21 protein-coding genes are annotated in these 21,392 nt (G+C 68.8%); 16 read left to right on the top strand and 5 right to left on the bottom strand.

The window, feature by feature from the left end:
* Positions 1-5: 5 nt before the first annotated feature.
* From atpD to KOE53_RS03510, 4 genes are read left to right on the top strand one after another with little or no spacing between them, the layout of a single operon-like run.
* Positions 6-1,469: a F0F1 ATP synthase subunit beta gene (gene atpD / locus KOE53_RS03525; RefSeq protein WP_188044195.1), complete on the top strand. Its 1,464-nt coding sequence runs from the start codon at positions 6-8 to the stop codon at positions 1,467-1,469.
* A 3-nt stretch (positions 1,470-1,472) separates the two neighbouring features.
* Positions 1,473-1,736: a F0F1 ATP synthase subunit epsilon gene (locus KOE53_RS03520; protein ID WP_188044194.1), complete on the top strand. Its 264-nt coding sequence runs from the start codon at positions 1,473-1,475 to the stop codon at positions 1,734-1,736.
* Positions 1,737-1,756: 20 nt separating this feature from the next.
* Positions 1,757-2,662 (top strand): YaaA family protein, encoded by a 906-nt coding sequence (locus KOE53_RS03515; RefSeq protein ID WP_188057396.1) that lies wholly within the window; start codon positions 1,757-1,759, stop codon positions 2,660-2,662.
* Entirely contained in the window at positions 2,659-3,516 is an 858-nt protein-coding gene (locus tag KOE53_RS03510; RefSeq protein ID WP_188057395.1) for a PP2C family protein-serine/threonine phosphatase, read from the top strand. Before KOE53_RS03515 ends, KOE53_RS03510 begins: the two co-directional genes overlap by 4 nt.
* A gap of 51 nt (positions 3,517-3,567) precedes the next feature.
* Here the strand turns inward: KOE53_RS03510 and KOE53_RS03505 are convergent, their stop codons facing one another.
* Positions 3,568-4,593, bottom strand: a complete 1,026-nt coding sequence (locus KOE53_RS03505) for an asparaginase (protein ID WP_353055571.1) — start codon at positions 4,591-4,593, stop codon at positions 3,568-3,570.
* 4 nt (positions 4,594-4,597) lie between these two features.
* A complete protein-coding gene (locus KOE53_RS03500; protein WP_188057393.1) occupies positions 4,598-5,950 on the bottom strand; it encodes an aminotransferase class III-fold pyridoxal phosphate-dependent enzyme in 1,353 nt (450 codons plus the stop codon).
* A gap of 52 nt (positions 5,951-6,002) precedes the next feature.
* On the opposite strand from KOE53_RS03500, the gene KOE53_RS03495 reads away from it, so the two are divergent.
* The gene (locus KOE53_RS03495; protein WP_188057392.1) at positions 6,003-6,482 is read left to right on the top strand and encodes an OsmC family protein; all 480 of its coding nucleotides are present in this window, start codon (positions 6,003-6,005) and stop codon (positions 6,480-6,482) included.
* 125 nt (positions 6,483-6,607) lie between these two features.
* Positions 6,608-7,291: a metal-dependent transcriptional regulator gene (locus tag KOE53_RS03490; protein WP_353055570.1), complete on the top strand. Its 684-nt coding sequence runs from the start codon at positions 6,608-6,610 to the stop codon at positions 7,289-7,291.
* A gap of 6 nt (positions 7,292-7,297) precedes the next feature.
* Here KOE53_RS03490 and KOE53_RS03485 read toward each other — a convergent pair whose 3' ends face one another.
* Positions 7,298-7,654 (bottom strand): VOC family protein, encoded by a 357-nt coding sequence (locus KOE53_RS03485; protein WP_188057391.1) that lies wholly within the window; start codon positions 7,652-7,654, stop codon positions 7,298-7,300.
* 79 nt (positions 7,655-7,733) lie between these two features.
* Between KOE53_RS03485 and KOE53_RS03480 the strand changes: the two genes are divergently transcribed.
* Entirely contained in the window at positions 7,734-8,657 is a 924-nt protein-coding gene (locus tag KOE53_RS03480; RefSeq protein ID WP_188057390.1) for a DNA-methyltransferase, read from the top strand.
* Here KOE53_RS03480 and pdxS read toward each other — a convergent pair whose 3' ends face one another.
* Positions 8,658-9,557, bottom strand: coding sequence for a pyridoxal 5'-phosphate synthase lyase subunit PdxS (pdxS, locus tag KOE53_RS03475; protein ID WP_188057389.1), 900 nt, complete (start codon positions 9,555-9,557; stop codon positions 8,658-8,660).
* A gap of 125 nt (positions 9,558-9,682) precedes the next feature.
* Here pdxS and pdxR point away from each other — a divergent pair, with 125 nt between their 5' ends.
* From pdxR to KOE53_RS03430, 9 genes are all read left to right on the top strand, one after another.
* Positions 9,683-11,200: a MocR-like pyridoxine biosynthesis transcription factor PdxR gene (gene pdxR / locus KOE53_RS03470; protein ID WP_188057388.1), complete on the top strand. Its 1,518-nt coding sequence runs from the start codon at positions 9,683-9,685 to the stop codon at positions 11,198-11,200.
* Between the two features lie 89 nt (positions 11,201-11,289).
* Positions 11,290-12,906, top strand: a complete 1,617-nt coding sequence (locus KOE53_RS03465; protein ID WP_188057387.1) for a sodium-dependent transporter — start codon at positions 11,290-11,292, stop codon at positions 12,904-12,906.
* Positions 12,903-13,055 (top strand): MetS family NSS transporter small subunit, encoded by a 153-nt coding sequence (locus KOE53_RS03460; RefSeq protein ID WP_188044183.1) that lies wholly within the window; start codon positions 12,903-12,905, stop codon positions 13,053-13,055. The genes KOE53_RS03465 and KOE53_RS03460 overlap by 4 nt, the downstream gene beginning before the upstream one ends.
* Positions 13,056-13,157: 102 nt before the next feature.
* The gene (locus KOE53_RS03455) at positions 13,158-13,904 is read left to right on the top strand and encodes a glucosamine-6-phosphate deaminase (protein WP_188057386.1); all 747 of its coding nucleotides are present in this window, start codon (positions 13,158-13,160) and stop codon (positions 13,902-13,904) included.
* Positions 13,905-14,008: 104 nt separating this feature from the next.
* Complete coding sequence (metG, locus tag KOE53_RS03450) at positions 14,009-15,589, top strand: methionine--tRNA ligase (protein ID WP_188057385.1); 1,581 nt, start codon at positions 14,009-14,011, stop codon at positions 15,587-15,589.
* A 2-nt stretch (positions 15,590-15,591) separates the two neighbouring features.
* The gene (locus KOE53_RS03445; RefSeq protein ID WP_188057384.1) at positions 15,592-16,488 is read left to right on the top strand and encodes a TatD family hydrolase; all 897 of its coding nucleotides are present in this window, start codon (positions 15,592-15,594) and stop codon (positions 16,486-16,488) included.
* On the top strand, positions 16,485-17,381 hold the full coding sequence (rsmA, locus tag KOE53_RS03440) for a 16S rRNA (adenine(1518)-N(6)/adenine(1519)-N(6))-dimethyltransferase RsmA (protein ID WP_188057383.1): 897 nt from the start codon (positions 16,485-16,487) through the stop codon (positions 17,379-17,381). Before KOE53_RS03445 ends, rsmA begins: the two co-directional genes overlap by 4 nt.
* Before the next feature lie 72 nt (positions 17,382-17,453).
* A complete protein-coding gene (locus KOE53_RS03435) occupies positions 17,454-18,383 on the top strand; it encodes a 4-(cytidine 5'-diphospho)-2-C-methyl-D-erythritol kinase (protein ID WP_188044179.1) in 930 nt (309 codons plus the stop codon).
* 162 nt (positions 18,384-18,545) lie between these two features.
* A complete protein-coding gene (locus KOE53_RS03430; RefSeq protein ID WP_188057382.1) occupies positions 18,546-19,220 on the top strand; it encodes a DsbA family oxidoreductase in 675 nt (224 codons plus the stop codon).
* A 330-nt stretch (positions 19,221-19,550) separates the two neighbouring features.
* On the opposite strand, the gene KOE53_RS03425 is transcribed toward KOE53_RS03430, so the two are convergent.
* Positions 19,551-21,362 carry a lipase family protein gene (locus tag KOE53_RS03425; RefSeq protein WP_188057381.1) on the bottom strand — a complete coding sequence of 604 codons (1,812 nt, stop codon included), beginning with the start codon at positions 21,360-21,362 and terminating at the stop codon, positions 19,551-19,553.
* Between the last annotated feature and the right edge of the window lie 30 nt (positions 21,363-21,392).

Here is a 21,392-nt window from a genome sequence, read left to right as displayed (position 1 = left end):
GAAACATGACCGAAACCGCCACTGTGGCGACTGAGGCTGCCGCGAAGGTCGTCGGGCGTATTGCCCGCGTGACCGGGCCCGTCGTCGACATCGAGTTCCCGCACGACGCGATCCCGGGTGTGTACAACGCGCTCGAGACCATGATTGACTTCGGCGACGGCCAGGAGCCCCTGAAGCTGACCCTCGAGGTCGCTCAGCACCTGGGCGACAACCTTGTCCGCGCCATCGCGCTGAAGCCGACTGACGGCCTCGTCCGCGGCCAGGAAGTCACCGACACCGGTTCGTCGATCACGGTTCCCGTGGGCGACATCACCAAGGGCAAGGTGTTCAACGTCACCGGTGAGGTCATGAACCTTGCTGAGGGCGAGACCATCGAGGTCACCGAGCGCTGGGGTATCCACCGCACGCCGCCGGCATTCGACCAGCTCGAGTCGAAGACGCAGCTCTTCGAAACCGGCATCAAGTCGATTGACCTCCTGACGCCCTACGTGCTGGGCGGCAAGATTGGCCTCTTCGGTGGTGCAGGCGTCGGCAAGACCGTCCTCATCCAGGAGATGATCCAGCGTGTTGCGCAGGATCACGGTGGCGTTTCGGTGTTCGCCGGCGTCGGCGAGCGTACCCGTGAGGGCAACGACCTCATCCACGAGATGGAAGAGGCGGGCGTCTTTGACAAGACTGCTCTCGTATTCGGCCAGATGGACGAGCCGCCGGGAACACGTCTGCGCGTCGCCCTGTCGGCACTGACCATGGCGGAGTACTTCCGCGATGTGCAGAAGCAGGACGTGCTCCTCTTCATCGACAACATCTTCCGCTTCACGCAGGCCGGTTCTGAGGTGTCGACCCTGCTGGGCCGCATGCCTTCGGCCGTGGGCTACCAGCCGAACCTCGCGGACGAGATGGGTGTGCTCCAGGAGCGCATTACCTCGACCCGTGGCCACTCGATCACCTCGCTGCAGGCGATCTACGTGCCGGCCGATGACTACACCGACCCGGCTCCCGCCACGACGTTCGCGCACCTCGACGCGACCACCGAGCTGTCGCGTGCGATCGCGTCGAAGGGCCTCTACCCGGCCATCGACCCGCTCACCTCGACCAGCCGCATCATGGACCCCCGCTACTTAGGTGCGGACCACTACCGTGTTGCGACCTCGGTGAAGCAGATTCTCCAGAAGAATAAGGAACTCCAGGAGATCATCGCGATCCTCGGTGTTGACGAGCTCTCTGAAGAAGACAAGATCACCGTGTCGCGCGCGCGCCGCATCGAGCAGTTCCTCTCGCAGAACACCTACATGGCGAAGAAGTTCACCGGTGTTGAGGGCTCGACCGTTCCGCTCAAGGAGACCATCGAGTCGTTCGATGCGATCGCCAAGGGCGAGTTCGACCACGTTGCTGAGCAGGCATTCTTCAACGTCGGCGGTCTTTCCGACGTCGAAGAGAAGTGGGCTCAGATCCAGAAGGAGAACGGCTAAACCATGGCCGAACTTTCTGTCAGCGTCGTCTCGGCGGATCGCGAGATCTGGACTGGCTCTGCCACCCAGATCATCGCGACCACCGTCGAAGGCCAGATCGGTATCCTTGCCGGTCACCAGCCGATGCTCGCTGTCCTCGCCCAGGGCGAGGTGCGGGTGACGACCACCGACGGTGAGAAGATTGTGATTGACGCTGAGGACGGGTTCCTCTCGGTCGACCACAACGCCGTCCAGGTGGTCGCGGGCCGCGCGGCTCTCGTCGCGTAGTTCGCTCCTCTCTCACGCATATGCGGGTATTGCTGCCGCCGTCCGAAACGAAACGTTCGGGCGGCGGCAGCGCTGCGTTTCAGGGGGAGCTGCTCGCACACGCGGACGCACTGGGCGGCACCCGGGCGCGAGTGCTGGGCGCTCTTGAAGCGCTCTGCGCCCCCACCGACGAGGCGGGGGAAGACGCCGCTGCCGCGGTGCTGAAGCTCGGAGTCCGGGCACGTGGTGAGATTTCGCACAATCGGGCGCTGAGCTACTCGCCGACGATGCCCGCGATCGAGCGATACACCGGGGTGTTGTTCGACGCGCTCAACGCGGTGACGCTCGACGCCGACGCTCGCGCCTGGGTTGACGCGCACGTGTCCATCCAGTCGTCCCTCTTCGGGCTGATCCATGCCGGGGACCCGATTCCCGCCTACCGGCTTTCCGCGTCCACCCCGCTGCTCGTGGGGCAGGATCCTGCGGGGGGCGCGTCCACTCGCACCGCGAAGCCCGCCCGACTGAAGGCGCTGTGGCGTGATGCCCACGCCGTCATCCCCTGGGTGGGGGTCCCGTTCATCATCGACCTGCGCTCCAAGGACTACGCGGCGCTTGCCCCGGTGTCGGCGGACGCGAACGCGGTCGTGGTTGAGGTCGCGCAGCGCACGGCCGACGGCCGGACGCGCGCGCTGAACCACTTCAACAAACAGGCCAAGGGCGACCTCGTTCGTCGGTTGGCCGAAAGTGGCGCCGAGATCGGTTCGTCCGCCGAGCTGATTGCCTGGGGGAGCGCGCACGGGCTCGAGTTTGTGCCCGGTGACACTCCACGCGAGATCACCCTCGTCACTTCGCTGGGCGCTCCGCCCGCCCCGCCTGGCTCGGTCGATGCGGTGAACGCGCGCTCAGGGGATACGATGGTGGGCGTGCCAAAAGGACTGGAATCGTGACGATTCGCGGAGAGAACGCATCCCATCGGGTCGTGCGCTTTCGCCCCGACGCTGATTCCGCGGTAGAACTTTCGTGGTTTGGCCTAACCGATGTGGGTCTTCGCCGCGAGACGAACCAGGACAGTTACGTCCTGGCGCCTCCGATTTTTGCGGTGGCCGACGGCATGGGTGGGCACTCTGCTGGGGAGATTGCCTCCGCCGCGGTCGTGCGTCGCCTCGCAGAACTCGGCGGAGATCGCGCCGTCAGCGAGGCCGAGATTTCTGCCGCGCTCAGCGACGCGGTCGATGACATCGAGCTTGACGCCGGGCAGACGGATCTCGGCGCCGGCACCACCGTTACGGGAGTGACCTTTGCCTCCTGCGATGATCATGGCAAGGCGTGGCGCGTGTTCAACATTGGCGACTCGCGGGTGTACCAGTACTTTGAGGGCGCCCTGAGCCAGCTGACGGTCGACCACTCGGTGGTACAGCACCTCATGGACACCGGGGCGATCACCCCGGAAGAGGCCGAGGTGCACCCACACGCGAATGTGATCACTCGCGCGGTCGGCTTCAACGAGGAGCCGTTTCCGGACTACACCGCACTCGCGGTGGTCCCGGGTCAGCGCATTCTCATCTGCTCGGACGGGCTGACGAAGGAGCTCACTGAGCTCGGGATCCGCCACTTCCTGGCGGCCGCCGAGACGGCGGAAGAAGCCGCCCGAACGCTCGTCGCTCAGGCGCTCGCCAACTCCGGCCGCGACAACGTGACCGTCGTGGTCATCGATGTGCACGCGGTGCTCGACGCGGGAGAAGCCGAGGACAAGTCCTCTGCGGAGCCCGAGTCGAACAACGACACGGTCGAGATCGCGTAGCGTCGGGCGGGACCAGCTGAGCTGGCCCACGCCCTGCGCCGTCAGTTGAGGCTAGACCGTCGCCTCGATGCGCCCGACCGGCACGCCGCCGCCCCAGACGTCGAGCCGCAGCTCCTGACGCACCTGATCGCCAGCGTCGGCCGGCAGCGCGCCGGCCTTCGCGAGCAGTTCGATCGCGACGATGGTCGCGGCCCGCGCCGCACCGTCGAGCACCTTCACGACCGCGACGGTGCCGTCGGGCGCCGCGATCACGCTGATGCCCTCGGCGCCGAACTTGGCGAACACCCCGAGGCGCTCGGAGACTACCGTGTCGGGTCGTCCCGGGCCCTCGACGACCCAGGGCTCGGCCCGCGCCGCGCCAATCAATTGGGCGGCGGTGCGGTGCAGCGGGAACGGCGAGTTCGCCTCTGAGGTCGCCATGCGGCGATACGCCTTTGCGAGCCCGAGCAGACTCAGTCCGAGCACGGGCGCGCCACAACCATCGACGCCGACCGGCGATGGCTTCTCCCCGGTGAAGCGCTGCACGGTCTCGCGGATCGCGACCTGGAGCGGGTGCTCCGGGGCGACGTAACCGTCCACGCTCCAGCCGTTCACCTGGCAGGTGCGCAGCATGGCCGCGTGTTTGCCCGAGCAGCACATGAGGATGCGACGGCGTTCGCCGCCCGCGCGCAAGAGCGCGTCCCGGGCGTCAGAGCCCATGGGCCAGTCGGCGGGGCAGAGCAGCTGATCCTCGGCGAGCGAGCCTGCGTCAAGCATGCGCTGCACGATCGTGACGTGCCCGGGCGTACCCGAGTGGCTCGCGAGGGAGATCGCGCGCTCCTCATCGTCCGCGAGCACCAGGCCTGCGGCGTGCATCGCGAGGGACTGCAGCGGCTTGAGCGCGGAGCGGGTGTAGATCGTCGCCGACGGATCGCCGAGCGAGCGCTTCACCTCGCCGTCGGCGCCGAGCACTACGGCTGATCCCGCGTGACGGGACTCGATGAAGCCGTTTCGGATCACGACCGCGAGTTGTTCGGCATCGGAGATGGTCGTCGTGCCGGGCAAGCGGGCGCCGGCGCGGCCGGTCTGTGTCGACACGGGGCTACGCGGCCGCGAGGGCCTGGTCGATGACGGCGACCACATCGGCGGCCAGCGCGTCGCTGAGCTTCAACGAGGGCAGCAGCCGCACGACGTTCCCGAAGATGCCGCAGTTCAGCAGTAACACCCCGTGTTGGGCCGCGAAATCGATGATGTGCGTGGCGAGCTCGGGGTTCACCTCGAGGCCGCCCGGGCGCACGAGCTCGATGGCGAGCATCGCCCCGCGGCCGCGCACCTCGGCGATCACCTCGGGGTACTTCGCCTGGAGCGCGCGCAGGCCCGCGCCGAGCGTCCCCTCGATGCGCCGTGCCTCAACCAGCAGGTCGGCCCGTTCGATACGCTCGAACACCGCGATCGCCGCGGCGCACGAGACGGGGTTGCCGCCGAAGGTGCCGCCGAGGCCGCCCGGCATCGCGCGATCCATGATGTCTGCCCGGCCGGTCACGGCGGCGAGCGGGAGCCCGCCCGCGATGCCCTTGGCCGACAGCACGAGGTCCGGTTCGACCCCGAAGTGCTCGATGGCGTAGAAGGTGCCGGTGCGCGCGATCCCGGACTGCACCTCGTCGGCGATGAAGACGATGCCGTTCGCGCGGCACCAGGCGGCCAGCGCGGGCAGATAGCCCTCGGCGGGGACGAGGAAGCCGCCCTCGCCCTGGATCGGCTCGACGACGAGGCAGGCGAGGTCTTCGGCGCCGGCGGTCTTCTCGAGGAAGCTGATGGTGCGCGCGGCCGCCTCGGCACCGCTCAGACCGTCCCGCAGCGGGTACGAGTTCGGCGCGCGGTAGACGTCGCCGGCGCGGGGGCCAAAACCGAGCGCGTAGGGCGCCGCCTTGTGGTTCATGGTTGCGGTCAGCATGGTGCGTCCGTGGTACGCGTGCTCGAGCACGGCGACGCCGGGACGGCCGGTGAACTTGCGGGCGATCTTGACGCCGTTCTCGACGGCCTCGGCGCCCGAGTTCACGAGGAGGGTGCGTGCGGGGCCAACCCCGGGGAAGCGGGCGGCGAGCAGCTCGGCGACGCGCACGTACGACTCGTACGGGGTGACCGTGAAGAGCGTGTGCGTCATCCGCTGCAGGGCTGCGGTGGCGGCCGCCACGACCGTGTCGTCGGTGTGGCCGACCGTGGTGACGCCGATGCCGCCGCCGCAGTCGATGAACTGATTCCCGTCGACGTCGACGAGGATTGAGTCGTGCGCTCGGTCAATGTAGACCGGAAGCGCGCTGTGCACGCCCGGCGGCACCACCTCGAGGCGGCGCGCGTGGAGCGCCCGTGACTGAGGGCCAGGGATCTCGGTGACGACGCGGCGCTCCTGTGCGATGGGTTCGGGAGTCGGGGCCGTGGGGGTGCGATCGCTCATGATCGGAAGCCTACTCTTCGAATGCATCGGCATCTGGTGGGAGGATGGGCGCATGAAGGATGTCCACGAGTATCAGGTCGAGGTGGAATGGCTCGGAAACCGGGGCACCGGGACGAGCGGATATCGCGACTACAGCCGCGAGCACGCGCTCAGAGCCGCGGGGAAGGCCGAGATCGCCGGATCCGCCGACCCCACGTTTCGGGGCGATCCCGAGCGGTGGAACCCTGAGGAGCTGTTGCTTGGCGCGCTCGCGCAGTGCCACATGATGTCGTATCTGCATATGGCGGTCCGCGCCGGCATCGTCGTGGTGGCGTATACGGATCGCGCGGAGGGTACCATGCGCACCCGGGGTCTCGGCGGCGCCTTTACCGAGGCCGTGCTGCGCCCCGTCGTGACCGTTGCCGAAGCCTCGATGGTCGAGGCCGCACGGTTCGCGCACACCGAGGCGCGCGAGCACTGCTTTATCGCGAACTCCGTGAACTTTCCGGTGCGGCACGAGCCCGAGATTCGGGTCGCGAAACCGCTGGCTTAGATCGGAGGTTTGCTGAGCGCGAGCCGGAGCGCGTCACGCAGCACCACGACCGGGTCGCAGGCCCGCTTGGGCCCGATCTCCATGTCCACAGTGTCGCACGCCCGCCGCCGGGATACGCTTGGCGGGTGAGCGTAGACGAGTTGTCCCCGAGCATGCAGAACTACGTCAAGGTGATCTGGGGGTTGCAGGAGTGGACTGACGCCCCGATCTCGCCGACCAAGGTGTCCGAGGCCGTGGGGGTGCGCCTATCGACCGTTTCGGACGCGCTGCGCAAGCTCGCCGACCAGGAGCTCGTCGACCACGAGCGCTACGGCAGCGTCACGCTGACCGATCAGGGGCGCGAGTATGCGGTCGCGATGATCCGGCGACACCGCCTCATCGAGACGTTCCTCGTCCAGGTGCTCGGGTATGAGTGGGACGAGGTGCACGAGGAGGCGGACCGCCTCGAGCACGCCGTCTCGGACGAGTTGATCACTCGGATCGACCGCACGCTCGGCTTCCCGACCCGCGACCCGCACGGCGATCCGATTCCGACGGCCGACGGGCGCGTACACCGCCCCGACGCCATCGTGCTCGCCGAGGCAGATGCGCCCTGTCGGGTGCGCATCGAGCGCATCTCGGACGCGGACAACGAGATGCTGCAGTACTTCGCGAGCCGCGGGCTTGTGGTGGACGCCGAGCTCGAGGTGCTCGCGCCTGAGCCCTACTCAGACACCGTTACGGTGCGCGTCGCGGGGCGGGAGGAGGCGGTGCGCCTCGGCCAGGCCGCAGCGCGCTCGGTCTGGGCGTCTGTGGCAACGCCCTCCTAACGCCCGCTAATGCGGGTCGCCGACGCAGAACTGGTTGCCGTCCGGGTCTTCGAAGCGGTCCCACCCAAAACCCTCGTAGTCGTGCCGCTCGAGGTGCGTCGCGCCCGCGGCGACGAACGCGGCGATCACGGGCAGGTGTTCGCTCCCCGCCGGGTAGTTGAAGTCGAGGTGCAGGCGGTTCTTGCCGGGGGTGGGGTCCTCCACGAGCTGGAAGCCCAGGAGGCCGGGCACGCCCGGCGCGGCCACGGTATAGAAATACTCGGTATCTGACGGCTGCACCTCGCCGCCGAGCTGCGCGGCCCACCAGTTCGCGAGTGTCAGCGGGTTGGGGGTGTCGATCGTGACCATGCCGAGTGAAATCATCGGGGCTCCTCTGTGCCAGGGCTTCGCGGTGACTCCACGCTAGCCGACCGCCGCCGTGCGCGCTCGGTAGGCTTGCGGGATGAATGCGCGCTGGAACCCTGCAGGAGCCAACCTCGTATTCGAGGGCGACAACCTCCCCGTGCTGCGCTCGCTCCCGTCCGGCACGTTCCGGGCGATCACGCTCGACCCGCCGTTTAATACCGGTCGCAAGCGCCGCGCGGAAGAGGTGCGGGGCACCCGGGTGTCGCCCGCTCCCGCCGATGCGGTCGCCGAGGCAGGGTCGGGCGGGCAGGATCCTGCCGAGGGGCGGCTCGGCTTCGCCGGTCGCCGCTACGAGGTGGTGCGGCAATTCACGCTCGCGTTCGACGACCGCTTCGAGGAGTACTGGGGATTTCTCGAACCCCGGCTCGAGGAAGTCTGGCGGCTGCTCGCCGACAACGGCACGCTCTACCTGCACCTCGACTACCGCGAGGTGCACTACGCCAAGGTGCTGCTTGACGGGCTGTTCGGCCGGGAGTGCTTCTTGAACGAGATCATTTGGGCCTACGACTACGGCGCGCGCACCAAGTCGCGCTGGCCCGCAAAGCACGACAATATCCTCGTCTACGTGAAGAACCCGGATCGCTACGTGTTCAATGCGGAGGCGGTGGACCGGGAGCCGTATATGGCGCCCGGCCTCGTCACACCGGAGAAGGCGGCGCTCGGCAAGCTGCCAACCGACACCTGGTGGCACACGATCGTCTCGCCGACGGGGAAAGAACGCACGGGCTACCCGACCCAGAAGCCGGTCGGGATCGTGCGGCGCATGCTCCAGGCGTCGACCAACCCGGGGGATTGGGTGCTCGACTGTTTTGCCGGCAGCGGCACGGCGGGCGCCGCCGCGCTGGAACTGGGGCGGCGCTTCGTCATGATTGACGAGAACCCCGAAGCGATCGAGGTGATGCGCACGCGGTTCGCGGGCCAGGACGCATTGTTCGTGCCCCGGCCCGCGACGGCCAGCTAGCTACCAGCCGCGCTCGGCGAGGCGGTGCGGGGCGGGGAGATCCGAAACGTTGATGCCAACCATCGCGTCGCCGAGGCCGCGCGAGGCAGCCGCCAGCGCCTGCGGGTCGGAGAAGTTCGCGGCAGCCGCGACGATGGCGGCTGCGCGGCGCACCGGGTCGCCGGACTTGAAGATGCCCGAGCCAACAAAGACGCCGTCGGCGCCGAGCTGCAGCATCATCGCGGCGTCGACCGGGGTCGCGACCCCGCCCGCCGTAAAGAGCGGAACGGGCAGCTTGCCGGCCCCCGCCACCGACACGACGAGGTCGAGCGGGGCCTGCAGCTCCTTCGCTGCGACGAAGAGCTCGTCCTGGGGCCGGGCACTCAGCTGAGCGATCTCGGCCTTGATCGTGCGCAGGTGCTTGGTCGCCTCGGAGACGTCACCGGTGCCCGCTTCGCCCTTCGAACGGATCATCGCCGCCCCCTCGGCGATGCGGCGCAGCGCCTCGCCCAGGTTGGTCGCGCCACAGACGAACGGGACGAAGAACGGCCGCTTGTCGATGTGGTGGAAGTAGTCGGCGGGGGAGAGCACCTCGGACTCGTCGATGAAGTCGATGCCGAGCGCCTCGAGGACCTGCGCCTCCACGAAGTGGCCGATGCGGGCCTTCGCCATGACCGGGATCGAGACGGCGGCGCGGATCTGGTCGATGAGGTCCGGGTTGCTCATGCGCGCGACACCGCCCTGTGCGCGGATGTCGGCCGGCACGCGCTCGAGCGCCATGACGGCGACGGCCCCGGCGTCCTCGGCGATGCGGGCTTGCTCGGCGGTGACCACGTCCATGATGACGCCTCCGCGGAGGCGGTCGGCGAGCGGGGCGATCTGGTCGAGAGCGGGCAGGGTCTGGGTTGTGTGTGCGTTCATGGTTCCAGCCTGGCTGGGCCTTGTGGTCTGCCACCAGATCCAAAACGACCGAGTTCGATTGGACCAAGAGCGAGCAAGCTGGCACCCTGGGGGGCATGCCCTCTGTCGTTTCACACACTGCCGCGATGCCGCCGATTCAGCTGGACCGCGCCGCCGAGTTGCCGCTGCCGACCCAGCTCGTCGCCGCGCTGCGGGGAGCGATCGACGCGGGCCAGATGCGGCCCGGAGAACCCCTGCCCGCGACCCGCGCCGTCGCCAGCAGGCTCGGCGTCTCGCGCGGAACGGTCGTGACGGCGTACGAGCAACTCATCGCCGAGGGGTATCTCGCCTCGGGGCAGGGCCGCGGAACCGTCGTGAACCCCGGGCTTGGCCGGGTGCGGGGGGAGCCGATCGACGCGCGTCTCGCGGCAGCGGAAGCGACCGGCGCTCCACGAGCGCCGCGCACGGGCGTGGGGACTTCGCTCGCCGCACCGCGGCCGGGAGCGGCCAAACCGAACGGGCCCCTTGCCCCGGGCGCACCTCTCACGGACACGATCGAGCGTCCGGCCTGGCGGGCCGCGTGGCGGGAGGCCGCCGCGCACGCGCACGAGACGCCTCCGATGCTCGGAAGCCCGGAGCTTCGCGGCGAGATTGCAGAGCACCTGCGCCGCATGCGTGGCACGCACCGCGCGGCGGGAGACATCATCGTGACCGCCGGCGCCCGCGACGGACTCGGGCTTCTGTTGACCGCGCTGGGCACCACGCGGGGGCGAGGCCTGGTGGTGGGCGTTGAAGACCCGGGGTATCCGTCGCTTCGCGGAGTCGCAGCGCGGCACGGTGCCCGCGTCGTCGCGCTGGAGACCGACGCCGACGGGCTCGTGACGGCGGCGTTGCCCCAGGGCGTCCTCGACCTCGTCATCGTGACGCCGAGCCATCAGCACCCGGTGGGCGCCGCGCTGCCGTTGCAGCGGCGCCGCGAGCTCATCGCCTGGGCCCGGACGTGCGGGGCGATCGTGGTGGAGGATGACTACGACTCCGAGCTGCGCTACGCCGGTGCCCCCGTCCCAGCGCTCGCCGCCCTCGACGACCCTCAGGACGGCGTCGTCGTGACGCTTGGTTCCTTCTCGGCGACAGTGACGCCGGCGCTCGCCGCCGGCTACCTGCTGGCGCCCGCCCAGCTCCGCGCGCACCTCGAGCCGGTGCGCGCCGAGCTGGGTAATCCCGTGTCGTCCATCGTGCAGTCGGCGCTGGCGCGGGTGCTCGCGAGCGGCGAGATTCGCCGGCACACTGCCCGCATGCGCCGCCGGTACGGGGCTCGGCGGAGCCTCGTCCTCGGGGCACTCGGCGACGTGGCGACGGCGAAGGTGCGGCCGATGCACGGCGGGCTGCACGCGGTCATCGAGCTCGAGGCTCGCGGCGGTGACCGAAATGAATCTTCGGGTCGGTCCGGCGCTGAGGCGAGGCTCGTCGCCGCGTGCGAACGCGCGGGGCTCGGGGCGGTCGGGCTCCATGAATACTGGCAGCGTCGGGGCGTCGCGACCGGTCACCCGGGGGTGGTGATTGGCATGGGCGGCCCGGACGAGGCGGTATTCCGGCGAGCGCTTGACCAGCTTGCCGGCCTGATCACGGCCGCCGGGCCGGCCGACGACGGCGCGCCCACCTAGCAGAAGTCGCTGTTCAGCGTCCAGCAAAGTGGTAGTCTCCCTGCCATTACCCAGTCACGCCGCCGGCGTGGACGGAGGGAGCACTACCCATGGCAACCAACACGACCACCGCGGCGGTCCCGACACGTGAGCAATGGACGGGCCAAGTCGGCTTCATCCTCTCGGCGCTCGGTTCGGCCGTCGGGCTCGGCAACATCTGGCGCTTTCCTGGCGTCGCGTATGAGAACGGCGGCGGCGCCTTCCTCATCCCGTACCTGATCGCGCTGATCACGGCCGGTATTCCCATCCTCTTCCTCGACTACGCCATCGGGCATCGCTTCCGCGGCTCGGCGCCGCTCGCGCTGCGCCGCCTCGCCGGCAAGCTGGGCGAGAGCATCGGCTGGTTCCAGGTGTTCATCTGCGTCTTCATCGCGATTTACTACACCGCGGTGCTGGCCTGGGCGTCGAGCTACTTCGTGTTCTCGTTCGACCTGCGCTGGGGCTCGGACGCCACGAACTTCTTCGTGAGCGACTACCTGCAGACCTCGGCATCGCCGTTCACGCTCGACTTCGTGCCGAGCGTGCTGATCCCGCTCGTCATCATGTGGGCCGTCGCGCTCTTCGTGGTCGGCGCCGGCGTGGTTCGTGGCGTGCAGCGGGCAAACGTGATCTTCATCCCGCTGCTCGTCGTGGGCTTCTTGATTCTCGTGATTCGGGCGCTCTTCCTCCCCGGCGCGATGGACGGGCTGAATGCGCTGTTCACGCCGGACTTTGCGGCGCTCGCCGATCCGTCGGTGTGGATCGCCGCGTACAGCCAGATCTTCTTCTCGCTGTCGATCGCCTTCGGCATCATGCTGACCTACTCGTCATATCGCAAGCGCCGCTCGAACCTCACGGGCCCCGGCCTCGTGGTCGCCTTCGGCAACTCCTCGTTCGAGATTCTCGCGGGAATCGGCGTATTTGCAACCCTCGGCTTCTTCGCCTTCCAGCAGGGCATTCCGGTGGGGGACCTCGACACGATGCAGGGCGTCGGCCTCGCCTTCATGACCTTCCCTGCGATCGCCTCCGAAATGCCCGGCGGCCAACTCTTCGGCGCCCTGTTCTTTGGATCGCTGGTACTTGCTGGGCTCACCTCGCTCATCTCGATTCTCGAGGTGATCATTTCGGGCATTCGCGACAAGTTCGGGTTGAGTCGGGCGCAGGCCGCCTACGGCATCGGCAGCATCCTCGCCGTCGCCTCCGTGATCCTGTTCAGCACGACCTCCGGGCTGACCGCGCTCGACACGATCGACCACTGGGCGAACAACATCGGCATTGTCGGTTCCGCGGTCGTCATGACGATCACGGTGCTCTGGATCCGGCGGGCCGGGCCCGAGCTCGGCGGCCACATCAGCGCGCTATCGACCTTCCGTGTCGGTCGCACCTGGCTGCTGCTGGTGTCGGTGCTCGCGCCGATCGTGCTCGGGTACATGCTCATCAGCAAGATTGTTGATCTGATCACGAACGGATACGGCGGCTATGACCCCGGCTACCTCTTGATCGCCGGCTGGGGCTCAGTGCTCGTCATGATTGTCGGCTCGATCGTGCTGACGTCGACGCGGTGGCGGTTCGATCCTGATCGATTCGCGGCCTGGCCCCCCGTGCGCGCGACTGGCGTGGTGGACGGTTCAGGCCGACGGGCCGCGAAGGCAGCCCACGCTGACACGACGGAAGGAACGGACCGATGACCCCCATCGCACTCTCATTTCTGGGGCTTGCCGCGGTGCTGGTTTGGGGCGGGCTGATCGTCAGCACGATCATGCTGGCCAGGCGCGGCGAGATCGATCAGTATCCCGATGGCGGCGAAGACGGTGCCGACGAGGAGCTCGACGACTGATCCCGCACCACCGGTGTAGATTTTGTGTGGCGCGCCGTTCGCGGCGCGCCACACTCGTGTTTTCACCGCTCGGGGCATCGACCCCACTGAGATTGGTTGTGTATGGGCATTCACATCTTTCAGACGGAGGACGAGCTCGGCGAGTTCGTCGCGGGCCGCATCTGCGCGGCAATTGAGCGAAACCCTGCGGCGGTGATCGGGCTCGCGACAGGATCATCGCCGCTGTCGAGCTATGCCGCCTGGGCGCGTTTGGCGGCGGAACGCGGACACTCGCAGGATCAGGTCCGCGGGTTCGCGCTCGACGAGTACCTGGGCCTCGACCCCGCGCACCCCGAAAGCTACGAGAGCGTGATCCGGAAGACGGTCACCGACCCGGTCGGGCTGAATCCGGATCTTGTTCGCGTGCCGGCGGGCACCGGCGATGTCGTCCGGGCCGCCGCAGCGTACGAGGCTGAGATTGCGGCCGCTGGGGGTATCGATGTGCAGCTGCTCGGGCTCGGACGCAACGGACACCTGGGATTCAACGAGCCGGGGAGCGCCTTCGACTCGCGCACGCGCGTCGTAGACCTCGCCGCGAGCACGATCGAGGACAACGCGCGATTCTTCGGCGGGGCAAGAGACGTCCCGACGCAGGCCGTCACGCAGGGCCTCGGTACCATCCTCGAGGCGCGCGAGCTCATCGTGATCGCGATGGGTGCGGGCAAAGCCGACGCCGTCGCGGCGTCGATTGCCGGCGATCCGAGCATCGACATGCCCGGCAGCGCAGTGCAGGGGCACCCGAACGTGGTGTGGTGCCTCGACGAGGCCGCCGCTGCGCAGCTCGTGGCAGGCGGAGTCGCAGCGCGCTGACCGGGCGCTGCGGGCGAGCGCTCGCAGCGGGGATCCTGCCGGGTGTGCGCGGTCCGCGTGTAATCCGCGCGCCGCGCCCCTGGCAACGTCTTAGGATGGAAGCCATGGCCATGCCCTCTTCTTTCTTCGTCACCACGCCGATCTTCTATGTGAATGATGCGCCCCACATCGGGCACGCATACACGGAAGTCGCCGCCGACGTGCTGGCGCGTTGGCACCGACAGGCCGGCGACGACACCTGGTTCCTTACCGGGACCGACGAGCACGGCCAGAAGATCCTGCGCACGGCGACCGCGAACGGCATGAGCCCCCAGGAGTGGGCCGACCGCCTCGTCGAGGACGCGTGGAAGCCGCTGCTGAGCCAGGTCAACCTCTCGAACGACGATTTCATTCGCACGACCGATCAGCGACACATGGACGGCGTCGGCGCGTTCCTCCAGGAACTCTTCGACGCGGGCCACCTGTACGCGGGCGAGTTCGAGGCGCTGTACTGCGTCGGCTGTGAGGAATTCAAGCCCAAGAGTGAGATTCTCGACGGTGAGGGCGCGTACGAGGGCGAGAAGGTCTGCGCGATCCACTCGAAGCCGCTCGAGCTGCTGCAGGAGAAGAACTACTTCTTCAAGATGAGCGCGTTCCAGGACCGCCTGCTCGCGCTGTACCAGGATCGCCCCGAGTTCATCCAGCCTGCCAGTGCCCGCAACGAGGTCATCGCGTTCGTGCAGCAGGGGCTCGAGGACCTCTCGATCTCGCGCACCTCGTTCGACTGGGGCGTGCCGCTGCCCTGGGACGAGGGGCACGTCACCTATGTCTGGTTCGACGCGCTGCTCAACTACATCACCGCCGTGGGCTACCCGCAGGATCGCGCCGAGCTCGCGCGCCGCTGGCCCGCCACGCACATTGTGGGCAAGGACATCATGCGCTTCCACGCCGTGATCTGGCCCGCCATGATGATGGCAGCCGGCCTTGAGGTGCCGAAGCAGATCTTCGCGCACGGCTGGCTGCTCGTCGGCGGCGAGAAGATGTCGAAGTCGAAGCTCACCGGCATTGCGCCGAGCGAGATCATCGACGTGTTCGGCGCCGACGCCTTCCGCTACTACTTCATGCGCGCCGTGAGCTTCGGCCACGATGGCTCGTTCAGCTGGGAGGACCTCGCGGCCCGCTACCAGGCCGAGCTCGCCAACGGTTTCGGCAACCTGGCGAGCCGCGTGCTCGCCATGAACGTCAAGTACTTCGACGGCGTGGTGCCCGCCGCCGGCCCGGAGACCGAGGCGGACGCGGCGATCCGCGAGCTCGTCGCCCGCGCCGCCGCGACGGCAGACGAGAAGATCGAGGCGCTCGCGATTCACGAGGCGATCGCTGCGATCTGGGAGGTCGTCGACGCGCTGAACGGGTACATCACCGAGCAGGAGCCGTGGGTGCTCTCGAAGTCCAACGAGACGCGCGAGCGCCTCGGCACGGTGCTGTACACGGCCACCGAGGGCCTGCGCGCCCTCGCGGAGCTCCTGTCGCCCGTGGTACCCGAGGCCACCGCGAAGCTGTGGCTGGCACTCGGTGCCCACGATGCGCTCGGCGAGCTGTCGGCGCAGCCCATCCGTGAGGCCGGCACCTGGGGGCGCCTGCCCGCGGGAGCCCGCCAGCAGCCGCTCGAGTCGCTCTTCCCCCGCATCGAGCAGGACCTGGCCTAACCATGGCGAAGTCCCTGCGCACGCGCGACGGGGGAGCGGGTCGCGACCTGACCCGTCCCGCCGCGCCCGAACCGCTGCCATTCGCGCTCTACGACAACCACACCCACCTCGAGTTTGAGGACGGCGTTGACCAGCTCACGCCCGAGGACTCGCTCGACGCGGCGGAGGCCGTCGGTGTGCGGGGTGTGGTCCAGGTGGGGACCGACCTCGAGACGAGTCGTTGGGGCGCTGAGCTTGCTGCGGTCGACCGGCGGGTGCTCGCCGCGGTGGCGCTGCACCCGAACGAGGCGCCGCGCCTTGCTGAGAAGGGGCTGCTCTCCGAGCACCTCTCCGAGATCAGCCGCCTCGCCGCGCAGCCGCGCGTGCGGGCCGTCGGCGAGACCGGACTCGACTTCTTCCGCACCGGGGCCGACGGCCGCGACGCACAGCAGGAGTCGTTCGAAACGCACATCGAGATCGCCAAGGCGAACGGGATTGCGCTCCAGATTCACGATCGCGACGCGCACGACGACGTTGTGCGCACCCTCCTGCGCGTCGGCGCTCCCGAGCGCACGGTGTTCCACTGTTTCTCGGGCGACGCCATGCTGGCGCGCATCTGCGCCGAGCACGGCTGGTACCTCTCCTTCGCCGGCACCGTGACGTTCAAGAACGCGCCGGTGCTGCGTGAGGCGCTCGCGGTCGCGCCGCGCGACCGGATCCTGTGTGAAACCGACGCGCCGTTTCTGACCCCCGAGCCGCTGCGTGGGCGCCCGAACGCGCCGTACCTGCTGCCGCACACCGTGCGCCGCATGGCCAGCTCGCTGGAGGTGCCGCTCGACGAGCTGTGCCGCCAGCTCGCCGAAAACACCGAGCGAGTCTATGGCTCGTGGGACACCGATGTAGTGGAGGCGGCAGCGTGAGCGCAGACGAGAATTCACCGGCGGCGCAGCACCCGACCGACGCGGCCGGACTCCTCGGCCCGGCCCAGGTGCGCGAGCTCGCCGAACGCCTCGACGTCACCCCGACGAAGAAGCTCGGACAGAACTTCGTGATCGACCCGAACACGGTCCGCAAGATCGTCCGCCTCGCTGGCGTTCGCGCGGGCGACCGCGTGATCGAGGTCGGGCCCGGCCTCGGCTCGCTCACCCTCGGCATCACCGAGGTCGGCGCCGACGTCACCGCGGTCGAGATCGATCATCGCCTTGCTGCCGAGCTGCCGCTCACTGCGCGCGCGCTGCAGCCCGAGGCGCAGCTACGGGTCATTCGCTCGGACGCGCTCGAGCTGACCGCCGAGCAGATCGCCGAGCTGCCCGCGCCGCCCGAGGTGCTCGTGGCGAACCTGCCGTACAACGTGTCGGTGCCGATCCTGATGCACCTGCTCGAGCTTATTCCGGGCCTGCGCTCGGGGCTTGTGATGGTGCAGGCCGAGGTCGGCCACCGCATCGCGGCCGTGCCCGGCAGCAAGGTCTACGGCACGCCGAGTGCGAAGGCTGCTTGGTACGGCGACTGGTCGATCGCGGGCAACGTCAGCCGCCGCATCTTCTGGCCGGTGCCCGGGGTCGACTCCGTACTCGTCTCGTACGTCAAGCGCGCTGAGCCGCTCGGCACGGAGGAGGAGCGCCAGCGCACCTTCGCGCTCGTCAACGCCGCGTTCGCACAGCGCCGGAAAATGCTGCGCCAGTCGCTGCAGCCGTTGCTGGGCTCGACGGCAGAGGCCACCGCCATCATCGAGGCGGCCGGGGTCGACCCGCAGACCCGCGCCGAACAACTCACCATTTTCGACTTCCTCGCAATCGCGCGGGTGGAGGCCTGACCCGTTGATTTCGGACGGTGTCGACGGTGTTCCAGGCGACTCGGTGAGTGCGCTAGCGTTGAGGGTATGGGGATGAGCGACGCTGCTGCGATCACCGTGCGTGCGCCGGGGAAGATCAACGTATTCTTCCGGGTCGGCGCGCTGCAGGATGATGGCTATCACGAGGTTGCCTCGCTGTACCAGGCGGTCTCGCTGTACGAAGAGGTCACCGCAACTCACGCGGACGACTTCTCGGTGCGCTTCATCGGGCCGATCGACACCTCGGGATTGTCGACCGACGATTCGAATCTCGCGATCCGGGCGGCCCGGCTGCTCGCGGAGCACACGGGCTACGCCGGCGGCGTCGACCTGCTGATCACCAAGCGCGTTCCGATTGCCGGTGGCATGGGCGGCGGCTCGGCGGACGCCGCGGCGACGCTCGTGGCCTGCGATGAGCTGTGGGGGACCGGGGTGGGCCGCGCGGGACTGCACCACCTGGCCGCGGAGCTCGGCGCTGATGTGCCGTTCGCGCTCGAGGGTGGCACCGCCGTCGGCACCGGCCGCGGCGACGAACTCAGCCAGGCGCTGACGACCGGACACTTTCACTGGGTGCTCGCCCTTGACGACTCCGGGCTGAGTACGCCGGTCGTGTACCGGACGCTTGATGAGCATCGGGACCAGTATCGCGAGGCGTTGCTGCCGGCGCCGGCCCAGCCAAGCGTCGACACTGCAGTGTTGCAGGCCGTGCGCCTCGGCAACGCCGCCTCGCTCGCCGAGGCCATGCACAACGACTTGCAGGTTGCCGCGCTGAAACTCTCGCCCCCGCTCGCCGAGTTGCTCGAACTCGGGGAGTCGCGCGGCGCGCTCGCCGGTATCGTCTCGGGCTCTGGCCCGACGATCGCGTTCCTCGTGCCGAGCGCGGTCGAGGCCGCCGAGTTGCAGGGCGTGCTGAGCCGCAACGGCCGGCGCACCCTGATCGTGACGGGTCCCGTCACGGGCGCCCGCGTGATCGAGGGCCGCTAGGCAGGATCCTGCCCGGTCGCTTGCGTGCCGCGCGCTTCCCCGCGCCATCGAGGCGTCTCAATCTGCGGCTTGCCTTGATGCGAAGCCGCAGATTGAGACGTCTCGAGTGAGGATTTCGGCAACCCCCGGGAATACGTCGGTGCCCCACGCGTTATCGCCCTCATGAGCTCTGCCACAATCCACGTCGACGTCTGGTCCGACATTGCCTGCCCCTGGTGCTACCTGGGATCCCGCCGCTTCGCGAAGGGCCTCGCGGTCTTCGCCGATGCCCACCCCGAGGTCGAGGTCGTGGTCGAGTCGCACAGCTACGAACTGTCGCCCGACACCCCGGAGGACTTCGTCGGGAACGAGATTGAGTTCCTGTCCAAGCACAAGGGAATGGCCCGGGATCAGGTCGAGCAGATGCTCGGCAGCATGACCGAACTCGCCGCGAGCGAGGGCCTCGAATTCCGCTTCGACCAGCTGCAACACGTGAACACGCGCCGCGCGCACCGGATCCTGCACCTCGCGAAGGACCGCGGGATCCAGGCACAGGTACTGAGCCGCCTGTTCTCGGCCTACTTCACGGAAGGCCGCACGCTGCACGACGACGAGGTGCTTGTCGAGCTCGCGGTCGAGGCGGGTCTCGATGCGGACGAGGCGCGCGCGGCGCTCAGCGACCCCGCGCGCGGCGAGCAGGTCGACCAAGACATCACCCGGGCGCGTATGCTCGGAGTGCAGGGCGTTCCGTTCACTCTGATCAATCAGAAGTACGGGGTGTCGGGCGCACAGTCGCCCGAAACATTTACCAGCGTGCTCGAGCAGGTGCTCGAGCGGGACCGAGAGGAAGCCGCATGAGCGAGAACACCACCGAGACTGTAGTGCCCGAGGGCATCGTTGACCTGCTCGCAGGCGAAGAGACTGACGCTGCGGCGGGCGGCTGCTGCGGCGGCGCCTGCTGCGCTACGAGCTAGCCGGCGCGCACGAGCGCCCCAAAACGCCGCATCCCGTTTCTGGGGTGCGGCGTTTTTGCGTTCCTCCCGGAGATCCGCCCCGAACATGCACCCCTCCGGCAGGGTGTAGACGCCAAACACTCTGCCGGAGGGGTGCATATTCTGCGGGAGCAGCGCGGGAGCAGCGCGGGAGCGGCGGCCCCCGCGACAGAGGGGAGCGGCAGGGGTAGGAGCCCTACGGCGACGCCCCCGCGTCAGCCTGTGCCGCGCAGTTCGGGGTGGCAGGCTTTCCCGCCCATCGGTCGAGCGACCATGAGACGAGTTGCGGATTGAGCGGCGACCCGTCCGCCACGAGCGACACATGCCCGAGCCCGGGGAAGGTGCGGAAATCGATCTCGATGCCGGCCTCGCAGCGCGCCTGCACCCAGCGCTCCTGCAGTGGCGGGAGTACGAGCTCGTCTGAGAGGCCCTGCGCGACCAGGACGGGCGCCGGGAACGGCCCGGTCGGGGAGTTCGACACGAGTAGGTCGCCGAACTTCCCGTCGAACAGGCGATCCGGGAAGATCTGGTTCGGGATCTGGGTGCCGCGCAGCGCCGCCGCGAGCGCGTCCTGCTCGTTGAAGCACAAATCGACAATCTTCTCGACCCCGCGAGCCGAGCCCGGGGTGAGGTCGCTCGACAGCTTGAGCTCGGGGTAGTACGCGTTCCACGAACCGGCAATGTAGGCCGAGACGACCTTGCCCGGCACGGTCGTCTTGATCGCCTCGGCGAGCCCCTTGAGGTCGCTCGCGGGGGCGAACGCCGCAACACCGCGAACGCCGATCTCCGGGGCGTACTTGCTCGCGATCTGCCCGGTCCACAGCGAGCCCTGGCCGCCCTGCGAGTGACCCCAGACCACGGTGTCCGGGCTGAGGTTGAGCTCGCCCAACTCGTGCGCCGCGCGGAAGGCGTCCAGGACGCCGCGCGCTTCACCCTCGCCGACGAGGTACGGCTGCGCGCCAGCGGTGCCGAGCCCGACGTAATCAGAGATCACCCCGACGTAGCCGTGCTGCGTCACCATCTCGACAAGCGCGGTCCCGGCGCCGTCGGCGAAGGGGGTGTTGCTGAGCGAGGGGGCGCACTTGCGGGCGATGCCCGTCGTGCCGTGGGCGACGGAGATCACCGGCGTCGTGCCCGGCTGGACCGCGGGTGACGATTCGTCGGCGGGATCCTGCGCGGGCGCCCCGGTCACTGCCGCCGCAGGCGCGAGCACCAGCCCGCTCGAGACCGCGGGAACGCCCTCGCGCAGCGTGGTCGTGTACAGGATGCGCCAGGCGACCGCACCGTCGGGCACACCGACAGCAAAGGGTTCGGCGCGCAGTAGCGACCCGGGCTGATCCGGCACCTGCGCCGGGGGCGTGTAGAAGGCGTCCGGAGCGGTGCGCGGGTTGCCGGCGAGCAGCAAGCTGCTGCCGACGGTCAGCAGCATCGCGCCGGTCAGCGCCGCGAACGCGCCCGTCGTACGCCAGAACCTGCGCGTGCGGGAGCTGGCGGGCTGTTTCGGGTTGGCGGCAGCCTGATGCGTGGCCGCTCGGCCCCGGCGGGCGAGCAGGGAAAACAGCACCTGCAGCCCGAAGAAGGCGAGCCAGACGCCCACGAAGAGGCGCAGGAACGCGAGTGACAGCAGTGGCCAGCTGAGGCTCAGTATGCCGAGAACGATCGTGGCTACCGCGAACAGCCCGTTTGAGAGACGTTCGCCCGGGATGCCGCGCAGCGCCCGCGCCACCGAGAGCGCTCCGTACGAGATGAGAGCGATCCCGAGCAGTAGCCCGAGCATGGGTACACCGAGTTCGGTCCACAGGCCGGCGACCAACCCGACGGCGATGAGCAGCGCGCCGCTCATCCAGCGCCAGAGGGCACCCCGTCCGCGGTCGAGAAGGGTCATGAGGCCAGCGACGACGAGACCGCCGCCCGCGAGACGCGCCGTCACGACCGAGCTCAGGTCGACGAGCGCGATGATGCATCCGATCGCGACCGCGGCGACCCCCAGCGCGATCTGGACCGGCATGGCTCGTCCTGCGAGGGCCTGTTTCAGCCT

Source organism: Leucobacter sp. CX87 (assembly GCF_018682295.1).
Taxonomy (GTDB): domain Bacteria; phylum Actinomycetota; class Actinomycetes; order Actinomycetales; family Microbacteriaceae; genus Cx-87.
The sequence above is the reverse complement of the archived record's forward strand: the minus strand, read 5'-3'. Positions and strand labels throughout refer to the sequence as shown.

What these genes read in the sequence shown, in the direction of transcription:
- atpD (WP_188044195.1), top strand. Translation starts at nt 6, where the DNA reads ATGACCGAAACCGCCACTGTGGCGACTGAGGCTGCCGCGAAGGTCGTC.
- KOE53_RS03520 (WP_188044194.1), top strand. Translation starts at nt 1,473, where the DNA reads ATGGCCGAACTTTCTGTCAGCGTCGTCTCGGCGGATCGCGAGATCTGG.
- KOE53_RS03515 (WP_188057396.1), top strand. Translation starts at nt 1,757, where the DNA reads ATGCGGGTATTGCTGCCGCCGTCCGAAACGAAACGTTCGGGCGGCGGC.
- KOE53_RS03500 (WP_188057393.1), bottom strand. Translation starts at nt 5,950, where the DNA reads ATGAGCGATCGCACCCCCACGGCCCCGACTCCCGAACCCATCGCACAG.
- KOE53_RS03495 (WP_188057392.1), top strand. Translation starts at nt 6,003, where the DNA reads ATGAAGGATGTCCACGAGTATCAGGTCGAGGTGGAATGGCTCGGAAAC.
- KOE53_RS03485 (WP_188057391.1), bottom strand. Translation starts at nt 7,654, where the DNA reads ATGATTTCACTCGGCATGGTCACGATCGACACCCCCAACCCGCTGACA.
- KOE53_RS03480 (WP_188057390.1), top strand. Translation starts at nt 7,734, where the DNA reads ATGAATGCGCGCTGGAACCCTGCAGGAGCCAACCTCGTATTCGAGGGC.
- pdxS (WP_188057389.1), bottom strand. Translation starts at nt 9,557, where the DNA reads ATGAACGCACACACAACCCAGACCCTGCCCGCTCTCGACCAGATCGCC.
- pdxR (WP_188057388.1), top strand. Translation starts at nt 9,683, where the DNA reads ATGCCGCCGATTCAGCTGGACCGCGCCGCCGAGTTGCCGCTGCCGACC.
- KOE53_RS03465 (WP_188057387.1), top strand. Translation starts at nt 11,290, where the DNA reads ATGGCAACCAACACGACCACCGCGGCGGTCCCGACACGTGAGCAATGG.
- KOE53_RS03460 (WP_188044183.1), top strand. Translation starts at nt 12,903, where the DNA reads ATGACCCCCATCGCACTCTCATTTCTGGGGCTTGCCGCGGTGCTGGTT.
- KOE53_RS03455 (WP_188057386.1), top strand. Translation starts at nt 13,158, where the DNA reads ATGGGCATTCACATCTTTCAGACGGAGGACGAGCTCGGCGAGTTCGTC.
- metG (WP_188057385.1), top strand. Translation starts at nt 14,009, where the DNA reads ATGGCCATGCCCTCTTCTTTCTTCGTCACCACGCCGATCTTCTATGTG.
- KOE53_RS03445 (WP_188057384.1), top strand. Translation starts at nt 15,592, where the DNA reads ATGGCGAAGTCCCTGCGCACGCGCGACGGGGGAGCGGGTCGCGACCTG.
- KOE53_RS03435 (WP_188044179.1), top strand. Translation starts at nt 17,454, where the DNA reads ATGAGCGACGCTGCTGCGATCACCGTGCGTGCGCCGGGGAAGATCAAC.
- KOE53_RS03430 (WP_188057382.1), top strand. Translation starts at nt 18,546, where the DNA reads ATGAGCTCTGCCACAATCCACGTCGACGTCTGGTCCGACATTGCCTGC.
- KOE53_RS03425 (WP_188057381.1), bottom strand. Translation starts at nt 21,362, where the DNA reads ATGCCGGTCCAGATCGCGCTGGGGGTCGCCGCGGTCGCGATCGGATGC.